At 41.9% G+C, this 18,823-nt stretch carries 18 protein-coding genes and 1 pseudogene; 15 read left to right on the top strand and 4 right to left on the bottom strand.

Annotated features, from left to right (window positions below):
• Nucleotides 1-94: 94 nt before the first annotated feature.
• Complete coding sequence (locus NPX99_RS05285; RefSeq protein ID WP_269030847.1) at nt 95-427, bottom strand: hypothetical protein; 333 nt, start codon at nt 425-427, stop codon at nt 95-97.
• 345 nt (nt 428-772) lie between these two features.
• Between NPX99_RS05285 and NPX99_RS05280 the strand changes: the two genes are divergently transcribed.
• The 8 genes from NPX99_RS05280 (at nt 773) to clpB (ending at nt 7,664) form a co-directional block, all read left to right on the top strand.
• Nucleotides 773-925, top strand: coding sequence for a DUF5993 family protein (locus NPX99_RS05280; RefSeq protein WP_269030846.1), 153 nt, complete (start codon nt 773-775; stop codon nt 923-925).
• Between the two features lie 10 nt (nt 926-935).
• Nucleotides 936-1,517, top strand: a complete 582-nt coding sequence (locus tag NPX99_RS05275) for a disulfide bond formation protein B (RefSeq protein WP_269030845.1) — start codon at nt 936-938, stop codon at nt 1,515-1,517.
• 1,393 nt (nt 1,518-2,910) lie between these two features.
• Nucleotides 2,911-3,129: a translation initiation factor IF-1 gene (infA, locus tag NPX99_RS05270; protein ID WP_004857577.1), complete on the top strand. Its 219-nt coding sequence runs from the start codon at nt 2,911-2,913 to the stop codon at nt 3,127-3,129.
• Between the two features lie 215 nt (nt 3,130-3,344).
• Complete coding sequence (locus tag NPX99_RS05265) at nt 3,345-4,043, top strand: Maf family nucleotide pyrophosphatase (RefSeq protein ID WP_269030844.1); 699 nt, start codon at nt 3,345-3,347, stop codon at nt 4,041-4,043.
• Nucleotides 4,044-4,110: 67 nt separating this feature from the next.
• Nucleotides 4,111-4,428 (top strand): DNA gyrase inhibitor YacG, encoded by a 318-nt coding sequence (gene yacG, locus NPX99_RS05260; protein ID WP_269030843.1) that lies wholly within the window; start codon nt 4,111-4,113, stop codon nt 4,426-4,428.
• A 35-nt stretch (nt 4,429-4,463) separates the two neighbouring features.
• Nucleotides 4,464-4,598, top strand: a complete 135-nt coding sequence (locus NPX99_RS05255) for a hypothetical protein (protein ID WP_269030842.1) — start codon at nt 4,464-4,466, stop codon at nt 4,596-4,598.
• Nucleotides 4,598-4,732 carry a hypothetical protein gene (locus NPX99_RS05250; RefSeq protein WP_269030841.1) on the top strand — a complete coding sequence of 45 codons (135 nt, stop codon included), beginning with the start codon at nt 4,598-4,600 and terminating at the stop codon, nt 4,730-4,732. Before NPX99_RS05255 ends, NPX99_RS05250 begins: the two co-directional genes overlap by 1 nt.
• Nucleotides 4,733-5,042: 310 nt before the next feature.
• The gene (gene clpB, locus NPX99_RS05245) at nt 5,043-7,664 is read left to right on the top strand and encodes an ATP-dependent chaperone ClpB (RefSeq protein ID WP_269030840.1); all 2,622 of its coding nucleotides are present in this window, start codon (nt 5,043-5,045) and stop codon (nt 7,662-7,664) included.
• A 497-nt stretch (nt 7,665-8,161) separates the two neighbouring features.
• Here clpB and NPX99_RS05240 read toward each other — a convergent pair whose 3' ends face one another.
• From NPX99_RS05240 to NPX99_RS05230, 3 genes and pseudogenes are all read right to left on the bottom strand, one after another.
• Nucleotides 8,162-8,515, bottom strand: coding sequence for a helix-turn-helix domain-containing protein (locus NPX99_RS05240; protein ID WP_269030839.1), 354 nt, complete (start codon nt 8,513-8,515; stop codon nt 8,162-8,164).
• 276 nt (nt 8,516-8,791) lie between these two features.
• Nucleotides 8,792-9,124 (bottom strand): annotated as a pseudogene (locus NPX99_RS05235) (helix-turn-helix domain-containing protein).
• 556 nt (nt 9,125-9,680) lie between these two features.
• Nucleotides 9,681-9,941, bottom strand: a complete 261-nt coding sequence (locus NPX99_RS05230; protein WP_269030838.1) for a hypothetical protein — start codon at nt 9,939-9,941, stop codon at nt 9,681-9,683.
• Nucleotides 9,942-10,059: 118 nt separating this feature from the next.
• Between NPX99_RS05230 and NPX99_RS05225 the strand changes: the two genes are divergently transcribed.
• From NPX99_RS05225 to NPX99_RS05195, 7 genes are all read left to right on the top strand, one after another.
• A complete protein-coding gene (locus NPX99_RS05225) occupies nt 10,060-10,371 on the top strand; it encodes a hypothetical protein (protein ID WP_269030909.1) in 312 nt (103 codons plus the stop codon).
• A 342-nt stretch (nt 10,372-10,713) separates the two neighbouring features.
• Complete coding sequence (locus NPX99_RS05220) at nt 10,714-12,039, top strand: PBSX family phage terminase large subunit (protein WP_269030837.1); 1,326 nt, start codon at nt 10,714-10,716, stop codon at nt 12,037-12,039.
• Entirely contained in the window at nt 12,039-13,889 is a 1,851-nt protein-coding gene (locus tag NPX99_RS05215; protein WP_269030836.1) for a portal protein, read from the top strand. Before NPX99_RS05220 ends, NPX99_RS05215 begins: the two co-directional genes overlap by 1 nt.
• Before the next feature lie 89 nt (nt 13,890-13,978).
• Complete coding sequence (locus NPX99_RS05210; RefSeq protein WP_269030835.1) at nt 13,979-14,803, top strand: hypothetical protein; 825 nt, start codon at nt 13,979-13,981, stop codon at nt 14,801-14,803.
• 263 nt (nt 14,804-15,066) lie between these two features.
• Nucleotides 15,067-16,185 carry a N4-gp56 family major capsid protein gene (locus tag NPX99_RS05205; protein WP_269030834.1) on the top strand — a complete coding sequence of 373 codons (1,119 nt, stop codon included), beginning with the start codon at nt 15,067-15,069 and terminating at the stop codon, nt 16,183-16,185.
• A gap of 128 nt (nt 16,186-16,313) precedes the next feature.
• Nucleotides 16,314-17,108, top strand: a complete 795-nt coding sequence (locus tag NPX99_RS05200) for a hypothetical protein (protein WP_269030833.1) — start codon at nt 16,314-16,316, stop codon at nt 17,106-17,108.
• A 236-nt stretch (nt 17,109-17,344) separates the two neighbouring features.
• The gene (locus NPX99_RS05195) at nt 17,345-18,808 is read left to right on the top strand and encodes a hypothetical protein (protein ID WP_269030832.1); all 1,464 of its coding nucleotides are present in this window, start codon (nt 17,345-17,347) and stop codon (nt 18,806-18,808) included.
• Nucleotides 18,809-18,823 lie beyond the last annotated feature (15 nt).

Raw genomic sequence — 18,823 nt, 5'->3', positions numbered from 1 at the left:
GATTTTCTCCGTTAAGAGAGAAAATATCTCCGTACAGTGCTGCTTGAATTTTAAGTTGTAGAGCAATCTTTAAAAGAGGACTTGAAATGAAAGCCTAAACTTTCTCGTTGGTTTCAAGATTAAGGGGTGCTGAACAGGATGTGCTTTGGTCAATAATCATGTGGATAAGAGAAAGCCATTGCTGTTTTGGCTTGCTGTTTATTCCTTTGGAGATTTTTGATTCAAAATTGCTGATGTCTTCTGCTGATGTCTTCTGCTGATGTCTTCTGCTGATGTCTTCTGCTGATGTCTTCTGCTGATGTCTTCTGCTGATGTCTTCTGCTGATGTCTTCTGCTGATGTCTTCTGCTGATGTCTGCTTTGCTTGTTGGAAAAAAGGAAAAGCAATCGTTCAAAAGAATATAGTAATATGAACTCTTTCTTATCATGAAAAAGAATTTTTCATGGCAAAACTGCGTTAAATAAAAAAAGGGTTTTTTCTAAAAAATCAGAAATGTAAAAAATGTGGCATTCCTCAGTCATGCTTACTTCGTTGCTTTAATGATTCTTTCATTTTTAGGAAAAAACAGCCCCTTTATTCTTCAGTGTTAAAGGAAAAGACGACATCAAATACTTTGCTTGATATTCCCTTTATGTGCTCTAAATACTCTATCGCTTTCTCTAATCTTGTAAAGACAATAGGGTGAATTGTGAATAATAAATCGATGGTCTCTTTTTTGCCCAATTTTGTAATATTTTACGCATCGATAATAAGATAAGGAGACTTTAAAGCCATGTTTCTTCCATTTTTAATTGCATTAGGTGCAGCCGTAACAACAGTGTATGGGAAAAAGAATATAAGTTACGTCTTATGGGCGATTTTACTCGTTGTCATTCTTCTCACTTTTAATCATCACGCAACTTCTACTTTAAACTTGTCTTTTTGAGAGAATAGCTATGGAAAATGTTGAACAAAAAAATCCTCATTTCGTTGTATTTATGAATACTTTAGGGCTTATTGGCTTATCTATTGTCTTGTTAGTAGCCTTTTATTATCAGCTGGTAAAATTCGAATTACCTTGTCCACTTTGTCTTCTTCAACGCGTTGGTTTGATGCTAGCAGGTTGTGGATTTTTACTCAATATTCACCATAAAGTGAAACATACCCATTATGGTATGGTAATTCTGGGCTGTATGGTAACCAGTTCTGTTGCTGTCCGGCAGGTGCTTTTGCATATCACACCAGATGATCTTGGATATGGTTCAACATTCTTTGGATTGCATTTTTATACTTGGGCACTCATTATTTCATTGCTTTGTATTCTTGGAGTGTCTGTCGCCATGATTTTAGGCGAGTTGGCACACAAAGTTAAAGTGTTTTCTCCTTTACCGATTTTCAATAGAACAGCAAGTTTCTTATTTGTCTTTTTGATTGCAGCAAATTTGATCTCTACCATACTTGAATGTGGAAGTGGTCAATGTGCTGATGACCCTGTAAGGTATGAATTGTTGTCAGGTTGGTCCTCTTCATTGTCTTAAAGTGTTTTTTCTCATAAACTTTCCTTTTAATTTTCCGAATAAACATCTTGTTAATTTTCCGAATAAACATCTTGGTTATAAGGAGGCGGAATTCTGCTATTTCCGTCTCCTTTTTTTGCAAAAAAATTCGTGAAAGATTCATTTAGATTTTTCATTTCCTCTATAAAACCCATTTGTATTGCTTCATTTGAGGACTCTTGTTTTTGTATCCTTCTTTTCTATATCTGTCGGTCTGCAACAAAAGTCCAAAAGCGTAAATCTCGTAATATTTCTAGGAAAACAGTCAAGAGAGGTGTTTTAAAAAAGGGAATGAGGGGCTGCAAAACAGTTGTTGAAAGCGATATCGCAAATGTGTTTTTGAAGATTTGTTGTTTTCTGCAAAACTGTAAATGAGTGAAAACGTGAAATAAAAAAACAAAGCGGTGATATGGAGGCGTGCTGGCGATATAGCAGCGTGCTTTTGTAAAGGGAATATCTACAGGAGAAGAGTATCAGGGCAATGAGAGTTGCAAAGGGAAAAATAAAATATGCAGAGCTGATCAGAAGGGGTATGGGAGGGGTTCGAATAAGACAACATATTGATTTATAACGATAATTCATCATTTTGCATGTTGAATGAGAGACCGGAATATCCTAAGATTCTCTCATTTCAAATCTGCTTATGTTGAATCAATCAAAATCATCCCTTTGCACATCACAAGTGGGATTAACGTGTGGAGAGAAAACATTTAGAAAGGAGCAAAAATACCTCTTATGAATCGTCTAAATACCAAAGGCTGTCGCAACATTGGGGGCTGGCAAATAGCTGGCAAATAGTATGATGGTGCCGGCTTGCACCTTCATAAGCATAAAGAAGGGGGAATACGTGGCGGAAAAGCTGAGATTGCCGGAAAAAAAAGACAGTCACTCTCTCATCGGTCTCTATAAAAGAGCGTTCGTAAATATCATTGGTTAAAGTTTTTTGAAAATACCAGAAAACAAATATAAATGTTTTTTTACTTTTAAATTTTCTTGAAGCATAATATTTTTATAAAAAATAAATGATCTTTTCAAAAAAAATTATAAGTATATTTGAAATATTTACATAATAAAGATATTTTTTCTCATATAAAATTAAACTAATTAGATAAATATAATAAAGATTTTATTAAAAATACTTTTTAAATATTATAAAAAGAAATATCTGTAATCATTATTTTTTTAATAATAATACAACTCATTTATAAAAATGAAATTCATTTCATGAAAGAAAACTTATGATGTACCCTTTAAAAAGAAAAACTTTGTTCTTTTTGTCGAATTTTTGTTCACAAAACCAAGAAAATAAGGTATGAACACTGAAAAATAACGCACAGCTTGAAAGGTTATGTGCATATAAAGGAATTACTTGTTTATGTCAAAAGAAGAAGTTTTAGAATTTTCTGGTATCGTGACCGAACTCCTCCCTAATGCAATGTTTCGTGTAAAATTGGAAAATGATCATGAAATTATTGCCCATACTGCCGGAAGAATGCGCAAAAATCGTATTCGTGTGTTGGCTGGTGATAAAATTATGGTGGAAATGACCCCTTATGATCTGACAAAAGGGCGTATTACATATCGATATAAATAAGTTATGGCTGCTTTTTGTTTTCTAGAAAATCAGCTTTTTGCTTCTAAAACATTTTGTTCCTTCCACAATGTTTTGTTTCTTCCACAATGAGAAATGAAAAAGAAGAAGAAACAGCAAGTGAAAATGATCCTAAATGAATGCCTGAAATCAATGAAAGATATCCGTTGTGCTAAGATGAAGGGGATGGTGGCTTAAGATCGTCCTGAGGGGAGAGAATGAAAAATTTAAAAAAAACCTTCTTAGGAAAAAGGAATTTGGGAAAAAATCTTTCCGAAGAAATCCAGTTGGTGCTTGCTTCTGCTTCGCCGCGTCGCTTGGCGCTCCTTGCACAAATCGGTCTTGATCCTCATTATGTGCACGCAACCGATGTGGATGAAACACCAAAATTAAGAGAACATCCTGCAACTCTTGTAAAACGTTTGGCAAAAGAAAAAGCGCTGAAAGCGCGAGAAACTTTGCTATGGTGTAGTAAAAACAATAAAAGAGATGTCTTAGCGGAAAAAACAGTGATTTTAGCTGCTGATACCGTGGTGGCGGTAGGAAACGTTATTTTGCCTAAACCAAAGGGTGAAGATGAAGCTTATGAATGTTTGCGTTTTCTTTCTGGACGTTGTCATAAAGTGTATAGTGCTGTTTGTGCACTCAATGAAAGCGGAAAAATAGGTATCAAATTGGTCGAGAGTCGTGTCCGTTTTAAACGATTAACCGCTCCTGTCATGAGGGCTTATATCGCTTCTGGTGAATGGGAAGGAAAAGCTGGTGGTTATGCTGTTCAAGGAAGAGCGGGGGCTTTTGTCATCCATATCGCTGGTTCTTATTCTAATGTGGTAGGGTTGCCGTTGGCTGAAACAATGGATCTTTTGTTGGCTTATCGTTATCCAATTCTGGCAAATTGGTCTAGGGAAATTTATTAGATGGGGAAATTTACTAGATGGGGAAATTTACTAGATGAATGCGTGAATGCATGGACGGGAAAAACCGATGAAACAGGATAAAAAGCCACAAAAAATAGAGCAGTTGAATGAAAAAAAACAAACAGTAAAAAAAATCAGTAAAGTGCCCGAACAAAAAATAAAACCAGAAGAAAAAGTACACCAAACACTCATAGAGCCGGATTTAACACAAGCAGAGGCATCTTCGATGCGTCCTCCACACCCTTGTCCTATTTGTGGTCAAAGGGCACAACAAAATGCTTATCCTTTCTGTTCAACACGATGCCGCGCAATTGATCTCAATCGATGGCTTTCGGGGGCTTATATTTTGCCACCACCACCCCAAATCAGTGACGAAGAAGAATAGGTAGGGCGTTCAAAAACGCGACAATTATGTGCCTGATGGCTATGTGTCCATTGGCAGGGGTGATGAATGAAGTTTTGATGCTGGGATTTTGGCGGTGGAGTGTTGGGTATTTAAAAATCAGTGACGAAGAAGAAGTAGGGCGTTCAAAAACGCGACAATTATGTGCCTGATGGCTATGTGTTCATTGGCAGGGGTGATGAATGAAGTTTTGATGCTGGGATTTTGGCGGTGGAGTGTTGGGTATTTAAAAATCAGTGACGAAGAAGAAGTAGGGCGTTCAAAAACGCGACAATTATGTGCCTGATGGCTATGTGTTCATTGGCAGGGGTGATGAATGAAGTTTTGATGCTGGGATTTTGGTGGTGGAGTGTTGGGTATTCTTCGGGGGCATTTTATGTATAAAAGCACGGTTTTTTTGAAAAATCAGAGCATGTTCTCCGTTCCCTCTTGCTATGGCGTTGCTCAAGACCCATATTCATTTTAGCACTATGACTCTTCTTTCATGTTGTCTCTTTTGCGGTGTTTTGCGTGGTTTGCTTGATCCTTTGAGAGTATTTTTCGGGGTGTTTTGGGGGGATAAGTGCGGTGGTGGTCTTAAGATTTAAGGAAAAAAAATGAACTTGGAAAAATATAGCGAACGGCTACAGGGTTTTTTACAAACAGCACAAAATAACGCTCTTGCTTCTGATCATCAGCAGTTTTTGCCAGAGCATTTCCTTAAAGTTTTGTTAGACGATTCTCAAGGATTGGCTGCATCTCTGATCCAAAAAGCTGGGGGTGATCTCACCCTTATCCAAAAGACACTGAAAGCGGCGCTCGAGGCTTTACCAAAAGTGCAAGGCGGAAATGGACAACTTTATTTGTCACAACCTTTGGCGAAAACTTTCGCCATGGCCGAAGATCTTGCGCAAAAAGCCGGTGATCAGTTTGTAACCGTGGAGCGTATGCTGCAAGCGCTTATGATGGAAAAAACAGCAAAAACAGCCGATATTTTAACAAAGGGAGGGTTAACACCCCAAGCGCTTAATCAGGCGATTAATGATTTGCGTAAGGGGAAAACTGCAACAAGCCCCCATGCCGAAAGCCAATATGAGGCTTTACAAAAATATGCCCGTGATTTGACAAAAGATGCACGTGAAGGAAAACTCGACCCTGTTATTGGGCGTGAAGAAGAAATTCGACGCACGATACAAGTGCTCTCACGGCGCACCAAAAATAATCCTGTGCTGATCGGTGAACCGGGTGTGGGAAAAACCGCTATCGTTGAAGGGTTGGCTTTGCGCATTGTCAATGGCGATGTACCAGAAACTTTGCGTGATAAACAGCTCTATGCACTCGATATGGGAGCGCTGATTGCTGGTGCAAAATATCGCGGCGAATTCGAAGAGCGCCTTAAAGCTGTTTTGGCTGAGGTGCAAGCCGAAAATGGACAGATCATTCTGTTTATTGATGAGTTGCATAATCTCGTGGGTGCTGGAAAATCCGATGGTCCTATGGATGCTTCTAACTTGTTAAAGCCTGCTCTGGCACGCGGGGAACTCCATTGTGTGGGGGCTACCACTTTGGATGAATATCGCAAATATGTCGAAAAAGATGCCGCTCTTGCACGGCGTTTCCAACCTGTCTTTGTACCTGAGCCAACCTTAGAGGATACTATCTCTATCTTGCGCGGTATTAAAGAAAAATACGAACAACATCACAAAGTGCGCTTAGCTGATAGTGCTTTGATTGCGGCAGCAAGGCTTTCAAACCGTTATATTACTGACCGCTTCTTGCCCGATAAAGCTATTGATCTCATTGATGAAGCAGCAGCACGTTTGCGTATGCAGGTCGATTCAAAACCAGAGGAACTGGATGCTCTTGATCGGCGAATCCTCCAGTTGAAAATCGAGCGTGAAGCTTTGAAAACAGAAGTTGATCCAAACGCAAAAGCGCGTTTGGATACCGTGCAAGACGAACTTAAAACATTGGAGCAGCAGTCTGCAGAAATGACAACGGCTTGGCAAGCCGAAAAACAAAAATTAGGGTATGCCGCCGATTTGAAAAAACAGCTAGAAGAAGCACGCAATGCTTTGGCTATTGCACAGCGTGATGGACAGTTCCAACGGGCTGGTGAATTGGCTTATAGTGTAATTCCTGAACTCGAAAAACAATTGAGTATGGCCGAAAATGATGATCAACAAAATCATCTGGTCGAAGAAACCGTGACTGCTGAACATATCGCCCGCATTGTTTCACGCTGGACCGGTATTCCCGTTGATCGGATGCTCGAAGCAGAACGCGAAGCATTGCTGCGTATGGAAGACGAAATTGGTACCCGTGTTGTGGGACAGGGTGAAGCTGTGCAAGCTATTGCGCGGGCTGTTCGGCGCGCGCGTGCGGGGTTGCAAGATCCCAATCGCCCCATTGGCTCTTTCATGTTTTTGGGTCCTACCGGTGTGGGAAAAACCGAATTAACCAAGGCTCTTGCGGCGTTTCTTTTTCAAGATTCCAATGCAATGTTGCGCATTGATATGTCCGAATATATGGAAAAACACGCTGGAGCACGCTTGATTGGTGCTCCGCCCGGATATGTCGGATATGAAGAAGGAGGGGTGCTGACTGAAGCGGTGCGTAGAAGACCTTATCAGGTCATCCTGTTCGACGAAATTGAAAAAGCGCATCCTGATATTTTTAATCTCTTGCTCCAAGTGCTTGATGAGGGGCGTTTGACCGATAGCCAAGGGCGAACTGTCGATTTTCGCAACACCTTGTTGATTATGACCTCAAATTTGGGCGCTGAATTTTTAACTGCTTTGCCTGAAGGGCAAACAACCGATCAGGCAAAAAATGATGTCATGAATGTGGTAAAAGCTGCTTTTCGTCCCGAATTTCTTAATCGTATTGATGAGATTATTCTCTTTCAGAGATTGCAGCGCAAGGATATGGAAGCCATCGTTGATATTCAGATACAGCATTTGCAAAATTTGCTCAATGAGCGCAAAATAACGTTGCAGATCAAACCAGAAGTGCGCAAATTTCTCGCCCATAAGGGCTATGATCCGCTCTATGGAGCGCGTCCTCTTAAACGCATTATCCAAAAGGAAATTCAAGATCCCCTCGCTGAAAACATCTTGTTTGGTAAAATTCAGGATGAAACAACTGTGACAATTGCAAAAGAAGGAGAGCGGCTGGTCTTTCTGCCTGGCAAACAAGACACAGAGAAAAAAGAACCCCAGGAATCTGGAAAAGAATGAACAAGAGTCTTGAAAGGAATGAAAAGGAAGGGCTTCGAAAAAGACTGTTTGAAAATGATGGCCCTTTAAAAATGGTGTCCTTTAGAAAATGGAGAATGTCAAGAAAATATCATGAAAGGGCGGGCCATGACAATGGTCAAAAAGGGGGGATAAAGAGGGGATAAAACAGGGTAGGGAATAAAGGGGGGAAGAATATAAAAAGTTGACAAGGTCAATCTAAACGAGTATCATAATGACACAATCGGAATTGTGCGTTTAGAACAGATGAGATTTTCTGATAAGATTTGAGATCTTCTGATAGGATTCTGTGAAAGTGGTGGGGTTCTCCAAAGGTTTTGGTGTTTGTTATCCTATGATGTCGTAAACCGGTGTCGTAAGCTGGTGCCGTAAACCGTTTTTTTGAGATGTGGTGGTATCAGGCGGGCAAGGCTTTCGGCAGAGAGGGGATATTAGCAAATAATGATATTGGCAAATAATATTGATGCGTACTCTTTTGCCTAATCAGAAATCAACCACAGAACTGCTTTTTGTTTTTTCGCTTTGAGCTCTCTAAAGTTTTTCACAAGAGCCTGTTCTTTTTCGCTGTAGGTTTCTTGATTATGGTGTGAGGTATTTTCTTTTGTCGCAATATCGGCATAAAAAAAGCTCATGGGAACTTCTAATTTTTGAGCGATTTCTAGTAAATATCCTGCGCTTACACGATTGAAGCCTTTTTCGTATTTTTGGATTTGTTGGAAACTAACACCTAAATGGCTTCCTAATTCCTTTTGAGAAAGCCCCATTGAAATGCGTCTATGGCGGATTCTTTTCCCTATCAATATGTCGACAAAATGTGGATTTTTGGTTTGCACTTAAAGCCCCCTCCGGTTGCGAGCGCCCTCGCATTGGTATTCCGGGAGTAACAAGTACTGAATCCGAGTCAGCTTTTTGCTTTTAGTGCTTGTGGCACCTGGACATAGCAAAAACTCCCGGAATCCCGGGACGCCCACAAGAGTGGGTTCAATTGTACGCTCGGATTTAGGGCTTGTTGTCCCTCTTGATCGCTGCGTAGACGATCAAAATTACTTTTTAAGGTGTAAAGTAGTTTCAGGAGATTGGCAAGAAAAATTAAAATATTTCTTATTCTGTTATACCGTTTGTTTTTTCGCTTTGAGCTCTCTAAAGTTTTTCACAAGAGCCTGTTCTTTTTCGCTGTAGGTTTCTTGATTATGGTGTGAGGTATCTTCTTTTGTCGCAATATCGGCATAAAAAAAGCTCATGGGAACTTCTCATTTTTGAGCGATTTCTAGTAAACATCCTGCGCTTACACGATTGAAGCCTTTTTCGTATTTTTGGATTTGTTGGAAACGGACACCTCAATGGTTTCCTCATTCCTTTTGAGAAAGCCCCATTGAAATGCGTCTATGGCGGATTCTTTTCCCTATCAATATGTCGACAAAATGTGGATTTTTGGTTTGCACTTAAAGCCCCCTCCGGTTGCGAGCGCCCTCGCATTGGTATTCCGGGAGTAACAAGTACTGAACCCTAGTCAGCTTTTTGCTTTTAGTGCTTGTGGCACCTGGACATAGCAAAAACTCCCGGAATCCCGGGACGCCCACAAAAGTGAGTTCAATTGTACGCTAGGGTTTAGGGCTTGTTGTCCCTCTTGATCGCTGCGTGGACGATCAAAATTACTTTTTAAGGTGTAAAGTAGTTTCAGGAGATTGGCAAGAAAAATTAAAATATTTCTTACTCTGTTATACCGTAAAATAGGGTTGTTTGAGGGGCGGTAATCTGATGTTCGTAGGGGAATTTACTGGTGTCAGCTTGTGGAGAGGAAGGCTCTGGCCAATGTCCCGTGACTTTGGTGAAACCAGCCTCGAAGAAGCAGGAAATCAACAGTATATTTAATCAGAAATGATCATATTTACATAAGTTTGATAGAACGGTAAGAGGTTGGATTATAGTTTAAAATCGGTGCGGGGTGGAAGCTTTATTCTGCAGAGGAACATTTGCTTTTTGAAGTCGAATTGTAGATCAGAGCTTACTTGGCGTGTTTGATGAAACACCATTCGTTGAAGTGTGGGATAGTCGTATGAAATAATCAGCAGGGGAAACTGATAGACGAGCAATCAGATTATTGACAGACCAGTGTTGATAGAGCGGCGCAGGGTGGTGGTATGGGGGGCGTTTGGCTTTATTCTGTAATGACGTAAAAGCGTAAAAACGTTGATCTGTAAAATAATGCGGAGGATTTGTGCTTTGTGCGTGTTTTTTATCTTTTAGGCTATGTCCCATTTTTTAAAATGGCTGGTTGCTCTCGAAATTTCCTTACTGATTTTCATGTCATTTTTTGTGCCTGAGGCTTGGATTTCTCTTTAATTGGGGTTTCTCTTTAATTGGAAGGAATATGATGATGGTAGATGAACATTGTCTTCCCTTACGTCGAAGAGGGCGGAAAAAAGGGGCTTTGAATAAAACAACAAGGCGGTTCAATGAGGCTCTTCTTACAGCTGCTGAGCAAGCCGGATATCACTATGGTGAGGATGGGCTGGTTTCTTATCTGCAATATCATGCCCTCAATAATCCTGTGCCTTTTTTTTCGCTTCTGGCAAAGGTTTTGCCTCTGCAAGTGACCGGAGAGGCTGGGGGTGAGGTGAAAGCCGTTTCACGTGTTGAAATTGTGCCAGTGGTTCCAAAAGATGGGGGGCGTGAGGAAAGTTCATGAAGCGCCTGTGTGAAGGATTGTGTGAGGGGGCGCGGGGCTTTGAGGAGTTGTGGGACTTGGAGGGGTTGGTGCTGGGTTTGAAGAGGTGTGGGGACTTGGGGGTTCCGTGCTGTTTTCGGAGCCTGTGGTGAGTGAGAGGCTGAGGGCTCAAGAGCTGTTTCACGTGTCGAGATTGTGCCGGTGGTTGCAAAAGATGGGGGGCGTGAGGAAAGTTCATGAAGCGCCTGTATGAAGGATTGTGTGAGGGGGGCGCGGGGCTTTGAGGAGTTGTGGGACTTGGAGGGGTTGGTGCTGGGTTTGAAGAGATGTGGGGACTTTGGGGTTTGTAGAGTTTGAGGTTTCATGACAACGGCGCAAATTGCTCTTATTCCAAAGCTCCTTTCGGTTTTTGCCGGAAAAGCAGATGTGCGTGCCGCTTGGGGAGGACGAGGATCTGGAAAAACACGTTCTTTTGCTCTCATGTCTGCTGTGATGGGATATCGGCATGGAATGGCGGGAGAACGCGGTATTATTCTTTGTGCACGACAATTTCAAAATTCGCTCAATGAGAGCTCGCTGGAGGAAATTAAACGGGCCATTGAATCTTATCCTTTTCTGCAGGACTATTATGAAATTGGCGATAAATATATTAAGTCAAAAGATGGACGTATCCTTTATGTGTTCGCTGGGCTTGATCGTAATATCGCAAGTATTAAATCCATGGGGCGGGTTTTCCTCTGCTGGGTTGATGAGGCAGAGCCCGTGACTGAAACGGCTTGGCAAACGCTTATTCCAACATTGCGTGAAGAAGGAAAAGATTGGAATGCCGAATTATGGGTGACATGGAACCCTTGCCGTGAAAATGCCCCCGTGGAAAAACGTTTCCGAAATGTCAATGATCCCAATATCAAAGGTGCTGAAATCAATTGGCGTGATAATCCTCAATTCCCTGAAAAACTCAATCGAGATCGAAAGGCGGATTTAGAACAACGACCCGAACAGTATAACCATATTTGGGAGGGAGATTATCTCCAAGCTGTTCAAGGGGCTTATTATCAAAAAGAACTTCTTGATGCCGAACAGGAGGGACGCATTACCACTGTTCCGCGTGATCCTCTCATGCAGATCAAGATCTTTTGGGATATCGGGGGAACCGGGGCAAAGGCCGATGCGACCGCTTTATGGGTGGCGCAATTTGTAGGACGGGAAATCCGCGTGCTCGATTATTATGAAGCACAAGGGCAGCCCCTCTCAGAACATATTGGCTGGGTCTTTCAACGCGGCTATGAGAAGGCGTTGATGGTCTTGCCCCATGATGGCGCGACCAAAGACCGTGTTTATAATGTCAGTTTTGAAAGTGCTCTCCAGCAAGCTGGTTTTCAAACCAAAATCGTTCCTCATCAAGGGGTGGGGGCTGTCAAAATGCGTATCGAAGCGGTAAGGCGATTGTTTCCTGCCATATGGTTTAACCGTGAAACAACAAAAGCGGGGCGAAAAGCTCTCGCTTGGTATCACGAAAAACGCGATGAACAGCGCAATATCGGTTTGGGCGCTGAACATGATTGGGCTAGCCATGGGGCCGATAGTTTCGGACTCATGTGTGTGGCTTATGAACAACCACATAATCGTCCGCGAAAAAATGCTTATCGCTCGTTTCACCATTCTCAAACTTCATGGATGGCTTTTTAATGAATATTTCTACCAATTCTTTTGATTCCTTAGAGACGCTTGAAGATCAGGCGCTCTTTAAAAAACTCGTTGGCTGGTATCATGATGATATTGCCCATGTGGAGCAATGGCGAAAAAATGCCCAAGAAGACTATGATTTTTATAATGGGCGCCAATGGAATGAACAAGATCTCGCCGTGTTGCGCGAACAAAATAGACCTGTCATGACTTTTAATCGTATTGCCCCTTTGGTCAATGCTGTTATTGGGGCAGAGCGTAATAACAAACGACAAGTACAATTCATTCCACGGCAAGAAGGGGCTGCTTTTGCCAATCAGATCCTTACCGGAGCAGCCGAATGGTTTCGTGATGAAGCCGATGGCGAATATGAGGATTCCGATGCTTTTCAAGATGCGATTATTTGCGGTATGGGGTGGACAGATACGCGGCTTGATTATGAAGAAGATCCGCAGGGAAAACCAGTCATTGCACGCTTAGACCCTATGAAAATGGTCTGGGATGCAAGTGCTGTGAAACCAAACCTTATTGATGCGCAGCGCGTGTGGTATATTGATGAAAAACCTCTGGCTGTTGCAAGGGAAATGTTCCCCAATGTCCATTGGAGTGATCTCAATGCGGATTGGGTGAAACAATATAGCTTTTCGCATCAAACGGATAATGTTGAGGGAAAAATTACCGGAGGAGAGCTTGAGGATGAGACAAATTTTCAAACCACGAAAATGGTTACCTTGGCTGAATGCCGGTGGTTCGAACGCGAAGTCGTTTATAAAGTTCTTGATCCACAAAGTGGGAAATATACCGATTATTCAGAACAAGAGTTCCAAGCTTTGGGAAAAGATTTCCCTTCTTTTCAAGCAACAAGATTAACCAGAAAAATTGTCAAACGTGCTTTTTTAGGAAAAAAATTGCTCGAAGCACCAGATAAGCCCTTGGTGCCGCCTCATCAATTGGGGTGGGAATGTATCACCGGATATTTTGACAAGTTGAGCCGCCAATTTTACGGTATTGTAAAACCAACAAAAGATCCACAACGCTGGGCAAATAAATATTTTAGTCAAGTGATGCATTTGCTTAATAGCCAATCAAAAGGCGGCATTATGGCGGAACGAGACGCTTTCGATGATGATCGACAAGCTGTGGAAAGCTGGGCTCGAGCTGATAGCATTACCTGGTTGAAAAGTGGTGCGGTTTCAGGAGGAAGAATCCAACCAAAACCCGTAGCACAATTTCCACAAGGCTTTTTTCAACTGTTTAATGAAGCAAAAAATGCCATTACACAAGTGACCGGTTTGTCCTCTGAATTTGTCGGAACACGTGCCGTTAACCAACCGGGGATTCTTGAAGAACAACGTAGGCAATCATCCCTCAATTTGTTAGCGTCCTTTTTTGATGGGTTGCGTCGATACCGGCAACGACAGGGAAAAATTATTCTCTATCTCATTCAAAATTATCTTTCTGATGGGCGTTTGGTACGTATTGCTGGTGACGAAAATGCGCAATATGTGCCGCTAACACGAGAAATGATCACAAGTTTGGAATATGATATTGTTGTTGATGATGCCCCTACAAGCCTCAATGAAAAAGAGCGTACCTTTGCTCTCATTATGCAATTGCTGCCTTTGATGCAAAATTTCGCAACACCAGATATCATGCTCGATCTGCTACGCTATTCACCTTTGCCTGCTTCGCTTATCCATAAAATTGCTCTCAAAACGCAAAGGCAAAATGCTCTGCAGGAGGCACAAGATGCTGCTTCACTGAGTGGTGGTGATGGAGTGGCGCACAATGGAAATGCTGATGTCGAGCATATGGTCCAGACTCTTTTACAGATGGCAAAGACCCAAGAATAAAGACAAATATAAATGCAAAGTCACGGCATTGAAAAAAAACACATTATCTTATTGCCCGAAAATTATTATCCAAAAAGAAGGCTAACGCTATGGATTCAGAAGAATTAACACCCGTAGAGAAACACCAATTGGAACAGGATTTTCTTTCCACACAGCAAGATGAGAGCACAATGCGTGGAGAGGAACAAGAAAAAATCCGTGCGGTTCATGTGGAAGAGCGTCGCGGATATCAACAACAGCAGCCGTTACAGCACACTGGTGTGCAACCACAGGGAGAGAAAACAGAGCAAGAGGAAGATGCTCCTCCAGATCCGCAAAAAGATTTTATGGGCTATATGCAATGGTTGGGAAAAACACTTCACCAACAGGGCTTGTTGCATGCTAAACAACAAACCATCATTCCTGAAGCAGAACAGTTGCAGAATTTTTTCCAGAAATCCGTTGCTAGCGTGAAACAAAAATATCATGATTTTGATCAGGCGGCCGATTTTATTTATGAGATGCGGGCAAAACAATTGGCTGCTTTTGCTTCGCTCTATCCCGAAATGGCTGATCCAAAAGCTATTGATGAAGTGATTGGCAATGAGTTGAAGCAGATCTTGCGCGATTGTGCGCAAAAAAATCAAAACCCCGCCGAAGTGCTCTACAATCTTGCGCAAAAAATTGGCTACACAAATGTTTCCAATCCTATGGGGAGAACAAATTATGGAGAGAGAACAAAGTACGAGGGAGAAAATTTACAGGAAAGACAAAATTCTGCACGCACTCTTGCGGCTTATAATGGTTTGACTCCAAGTGGTCCGATTTCTTTGGAGATGCTCGATAAAATGACAGAGGCAGAATTTAGTAGTTGGATTGCTGACCCTAAAAATAAAGCGGCTTTTAATCGTTTAATGGGGGGAGCAGACCTTTAAACAACAAGAAGGGCTCTGTCTCTATGGTTTTTTAAAGTGGGACTTTGTGGGGAATAAGATTTTTGGGGGATAAACAAAGGGGGAATGAGGTTTTCTTGCATGTGCAAGCCATGTGAAGAAGATCTCTCACAAGGGGGAGGTTACTTAAGAAAATATCATCATAACATGCAACAAATGCACCATTCTCAACCATGAGAAATGTAGAGTTTTAACAGCCGGCACTTTGCCGGTTTTTTTATGTCGATAAATTTTTAGAGGACAAAATGACTGTAACTTATATCGGAATCAATGACCCAATGGCAGTGCGCACATGGTCTAAATTATTAAACCAAGAAGTTTCAAAAGCAATTCCTATTGCGCCATTGATTGGGAAAGATTCCAACAGTATTGTGCAATTAAAGGATGAAACCAATAAGGCAAGTGGTGATGCTATTAGCTTTGGCTTGCGCGTACAGTTGCTCGGTGATGGAGTGAGTGAGGGACAAGCGCTGGAAGGCAATGAAGAAGCCCTGCAATTTCTCAATGACCGCTTGGCAATTAATGAACTTGTTCATGCCGTGCGTGTCAAAAATGAAGGAACTATAGATCAGCAACGCATTCTCCATGATTTGCGTACCGAAGCGAAAAATGGCTTGGTTGATTGGTATGCAGATCGACTGAGTATGATGTTCTTCATTCAAGTTTGTGGTTATACCGCAAAATCCATAAACTTTGAAGGACGCTCCATTGCTCTTAAACCTGTCCATTATGGGTTTAATGCACCAACTGCTCCAACCGATAAACGTATTGTGCGCCCCAATGGAAAAACAAAAGATGAAGATTTGAAAGAAAATGATGTCTTTGATCTCAAATTGATTGATAAAGCCGTGGAACGCGCTAAACTGGCTAATCCCAAAATTAGACCTGTGCGGATTGACGGAGAAAATGTCTATGTGCTTTATCTGCACCCTACCCAAGTGACGCAATTGCGGACCAATACAGATGCAGGGCAATGGCTCGATATTACCAAGGCAATCTACAGTGGAAGCCGGCTTAAAAATCCGCTCTATGATGGATCGCTTGGTATGTATAATGGTGTCGTCTTGCGGGAAGCCGAACATGTCACCGAAGGTGTGGAATCTGGTACGACAAACAAAGCTGTGCCTAATGTACGTCGCGCTGTTCTTTTGGGCGCGCAAAGCGCTGTCATTGCTTTTGGTAAAGACCGTGGTGCTACACGCTATAAATTGGTGGAAGAGCTGTTCGATTATGAACGAGAATTCGGTGTTGCAGCCAAAACGATTATCGGAATGAAAAAAACCTGCTACAATTTGCCAGGAAGTACCCAAGGGGCCCAAGATTTCGGTACTATCGTCATTCCAACCTATGGAGCACCAGCTTAAAGACGCTGCCTTAACGACTTTCATTGAAAGTTTGAAAAATGTGAAAATTTGCAAAATCTTCTCCCCAACAAGAGGGTTTGTTGGGGGGATAAAAGCATGCTTCTCATCTAAAAGGATTATGACTGCTTATGACCGCTTTATCCACTGATGCCAATGATCTTCATCCTATATCCTTGGACATTTCGCAAAGTTTTTCGCGTATGGTTGCCCTTATTCAAGATGAAATTGATGATACAACGGCGGAATATTCTACGCAAATTCAAGATTCTATTTTGACTGCTTTGCGTTTGTGTGAACGAGAACCTTTCTTTTTTAATGAAAAAAGAACCATCACATTCAAAACACAACGGGGGAAAACATGGTATGGGCAAGAAGAAGGGATTTTTCTTGAATCAGAAAAGCTTTTGGAATCCGTCTTATTGGGACCTCATGTAGCATCTCAGGCAATATCTGAGGCAACAACCTTGGCGTCACAATTGGTCTTTAAACCTATGCAAATATTGCAAAAACAATATGGGATGCAGCCTTCACAACTATCTTCTCAAGGAACACCCCAAGGAATACCTCAAGGAACACCCCAAGGAACACCTCAAGAAATGCCCCAAGGAACCCCGCTTTTTTATACCTTCCATGAGCAAAAAATAGGGCTCTTTCCAACACCAAAACAGGTAGAGATTGTGTGCCTTGTTTGTGCGCCTGCCCGTTTGGCGGAGGAAAGTGTGCATGAGGGTGATAATCCTTGGTTTACCCATGCTTTTGATCTCATTAAAGCACGTGCAAAATATGAGCTCTACAAAAATATCCTGAAAGATCCTGAATATGCTGCTGTCTCTTTCAGTGATTTTCAAGAACAGCTGCAAGTTCTGCGGTTTGAAACGTCGCGGCGAAAAGGGGCGGGAAATATTCTGCCAATGCGATTTTAAAAGAGTTCTTTTTTCTCCATTTGAGGAGAACGTTGGTGGTTGGCGTTGAAAGGAGACAGTTGAAAATCTTGCATTATGCATGAAGGTGCTTTGCTCTACTTTCTATCGCTTGAGATTATTCCCTTTTTTCAAGAGCCCTTTCCCGTTTGAGGAGCTCTTTTGTTTCAAAAAACATAAACCTTTGCGGTTTGAAATCACCCCAAGGTTTTTTTAATATTCTTTTCATGAGATTTTAAATGGCTTTTTTCCCAATTGCTGATTATCGACCTGATGTCGCGGATATCAATGGTATCTTTACCGATGAGCTTATCAATGTGTTGCCGGCTGATGGCTCCTATATCCCTATGCCAAGCTTTCAACCGCTCTCAGAGCCTTGTCCTGACCGTATCTTAGGAGCTCTTGCTGTTAAAACAAAAAATGGGGTGTCTATTGTTGTTGGAACAGCACAAAAAATCTATCTCCTCAATAACACAACCATGCGCTGGCAAGATATAAGCCGAAGGGGAAAACCTTATTGTGCCAATGTGGATGCGCCTTGGTCTTTTGCTTTGTTTGGCGATTATGTCATTGCTGTTAATGCCAATGATAAACCACAAGTGATTGATCTTAATCGTGACAAAAAATTTAGAAATTTGGGCGGAAATCCTCCGCAAGCAGGTATCGTAAGGGTTTGGGGAGATTTCCTTTGTCTGATGAAATTAACAGAGCATCCAAGACGTGTTCACTGGTCCGGGTTGAATGATGCTGAATGTTGGACCGTTGGGAAAAAAAGTTGCGATTATCAAGACTTTCCCGATGGCGGATTCGTTCAAGGGGCAACAGAAACAACAAATCCAATCATCTTTATGCGCTCTGCTATCTATGCTGGATCTTTTATCCCTGGCTCTAAGATTATCTTCAGTTTCCAAAAAATACACGATAAACGCGGTGCAAAAAATGCGGAATCTATCGTTTGTCGAGGAGATCTTGCTTTCTTTGCTGATGAGGGCGGATTTTATCAGATGACCAATGAGGGACAAATTATACCCATTGGCTTTGAAAAAGTGGATAGAACGATGACGGCAAAGTCGAGTAGCAATAATCTCTACACGCTCTCTGCTGCTATTGATGGCGTGTATAATCGCGTTTATTGGATGATTAATACCGATGATACTGTTCAAAAACATATCTTGCTCATTTATGATTGGGATTTGCAAAAATGGACCAAAGCCACCGTGGACCTCAAAATGGTTTTGCCCATTTTTTTGGCTGGCGTAACCCTAGAGGCGCTTGATCGGATTTCAAAAAGTATTGATAATTTATCCTTTTCTCTCGACAGTAAAGCTTGGAGAAATGAAGCGCCTATTCTTGGTGCTTTTGATCATCAGGGAAGACTTGGCTCATTTTCTGGTAAACCTATGGCTTGTGTGGTGACATCACAAGAGATGGGACAAACAAATGGGATGATTACGCGGGTCAAAAATATTATGCCTCAAGTCAATAGTGGAGAGTTCACCTTGTCTGTGGGAATGCGTTTACGGCAATCCATTGAGGAAGAAACTGTTTGGTTGCCGGAAAAAAAACCTTCTTATAATACGGGGCAAATTCATTCTCGTGCAAGAGCACGTTTTTATCGCTTTAAATTGCGCATTCCTGAAGGGGTGAATTGGACGCATGTCACGGGATTCGATGTGGAATTGAAGGCTGCCGGCATGCGTTAAAGCACGCTTTAACGC

The organism is Bartonella sp. 220B, assembly GCF_026930205.1.
In the GTDB taxonomy this organism is placed as follows: Bacteria; Pseudomonadota; Alphaproteobacteria; order Rhizobiales; family Rhizobiaceae; genus Bartonella.
Note: the sequence above shows the minus strand (reverse complement) of the source record. Positions and strands in the feature narration are given on the sequence as shown.

Bases quoted from the DNA above. Each gene is read 5' to 3' on its own strand.
- NPX99_RS05200 (WP_269030833.1), top strand. From the start codon at position 16,314: ATGACCGCTTTATCCACTGATGCCAATGATCTTCATCCTATATCCTTG.
- clpB (WP_269030840.1), top strand. From the start codon at position 5,043: ATGAACTTGGAAAAATATAGCGAACGGCTACAGGGTTTTTTACAAACA.
- infA (WP_004857577.1), top strand. From the start codon at position 2,911: ATGTCAAAAGAAGAAGTTTTAGAATTTTCTGGTATCGTGACCGAACTC.
- NPX99_RS05195 (WP_269030832.1), top strand. From the start codon at position 17,345: ATGGCTTTTTTCCCAATTGCTGATTATCGACCTGATGTCGCGGATATC.
- NPX99_RS05275 (WP_269030845.1), top strand. From the start codon at position 936: ATGGAAAATGTTGAACAAAAAAATCCTCATTTCGTTGTATTTATGAAT.
- NPX99_RS05250 (WP_269030841.1), top strand. From the start codon at position 4,598: ATGGCTATGTGTTCATTGGCAGGGGTGATGAATGAAGTTTTGATGCTG.
- NPX99_RS05225 (WP_269030909.1), top strand. From the start codon at position 10,060: ATGGTAGATGAACATTGTCTTCCCTTACGTCGAAGAGGGCGGAAAAAA.
- NPX99_RS05210 (WP_269030835.1), top strand. From the start codon at position 13,979: ATGGATTCAGAAGAATTAACACCCGTAGAGAAACACCAATTGGAACAG.
- NPX99_RS05265 (WP_269030844.1), top strand. From the start codon at position 3,345: ATGAAAAATTTAAAAAAAACCTTCTTAGGAAAAAGGAATTTGGGAAAA.
- NPX99_RS05220 (WP_269030837.1), top strand. From the start codon at position 10,714: ATGACAACGGCGCAAATTGCTCTTATTCCAAAGCTCCTTTCGGTTTTT.
- NPX99_RS05205 (WP_269030834.1), top strand. From the start codon at position 15,067: ATGACTGTAACTTATATCGGAATCAATGACCCAATGGCAGTGCGCACA.
- NPX99_RS05280 (WP_269030846.1), top strand. From the start codon at position 773: ATGTTTCTTCCATTTTTAATTGCATTAGGTGCAGCCGTAACAACAGTG.
- yacG (WP_269030843.1), top strand. From the start codon at position 4,111: ATGAAACAGGATAAAAAGCCACAAAAAATAGAGCAGTTGAATGAAAAA.
- NPX99_RS05255 (WP_269030842.1), top strand. From the start codon at position 4,464: ATGGCTATGTGTCCATTGGCAGGGGTGATGAATGAAGTTTTGATGCTG.
- NPX99_RS05230 (WP_269030838.1), bottom strand. From the start codon at position 9,941: ATGGGACATAGCCTAAAAGATAAAAAACACGCACAAAGCACAAATCCT.
- NPX99_RS05215 (WP_269030836.1), top strand. From the start codon at position 12,039: ATGAATATTTCTACCAATTCTTTTGATTCCTTAGAGACGCTTGAAGAT.
- NPX99_RS05285 (WP_269030847.1), bottom strand. From the start codon at position 427: ATGATAAGAAAGAGTTCATATTACTATATTCTTTTGAACGATTGCTTT.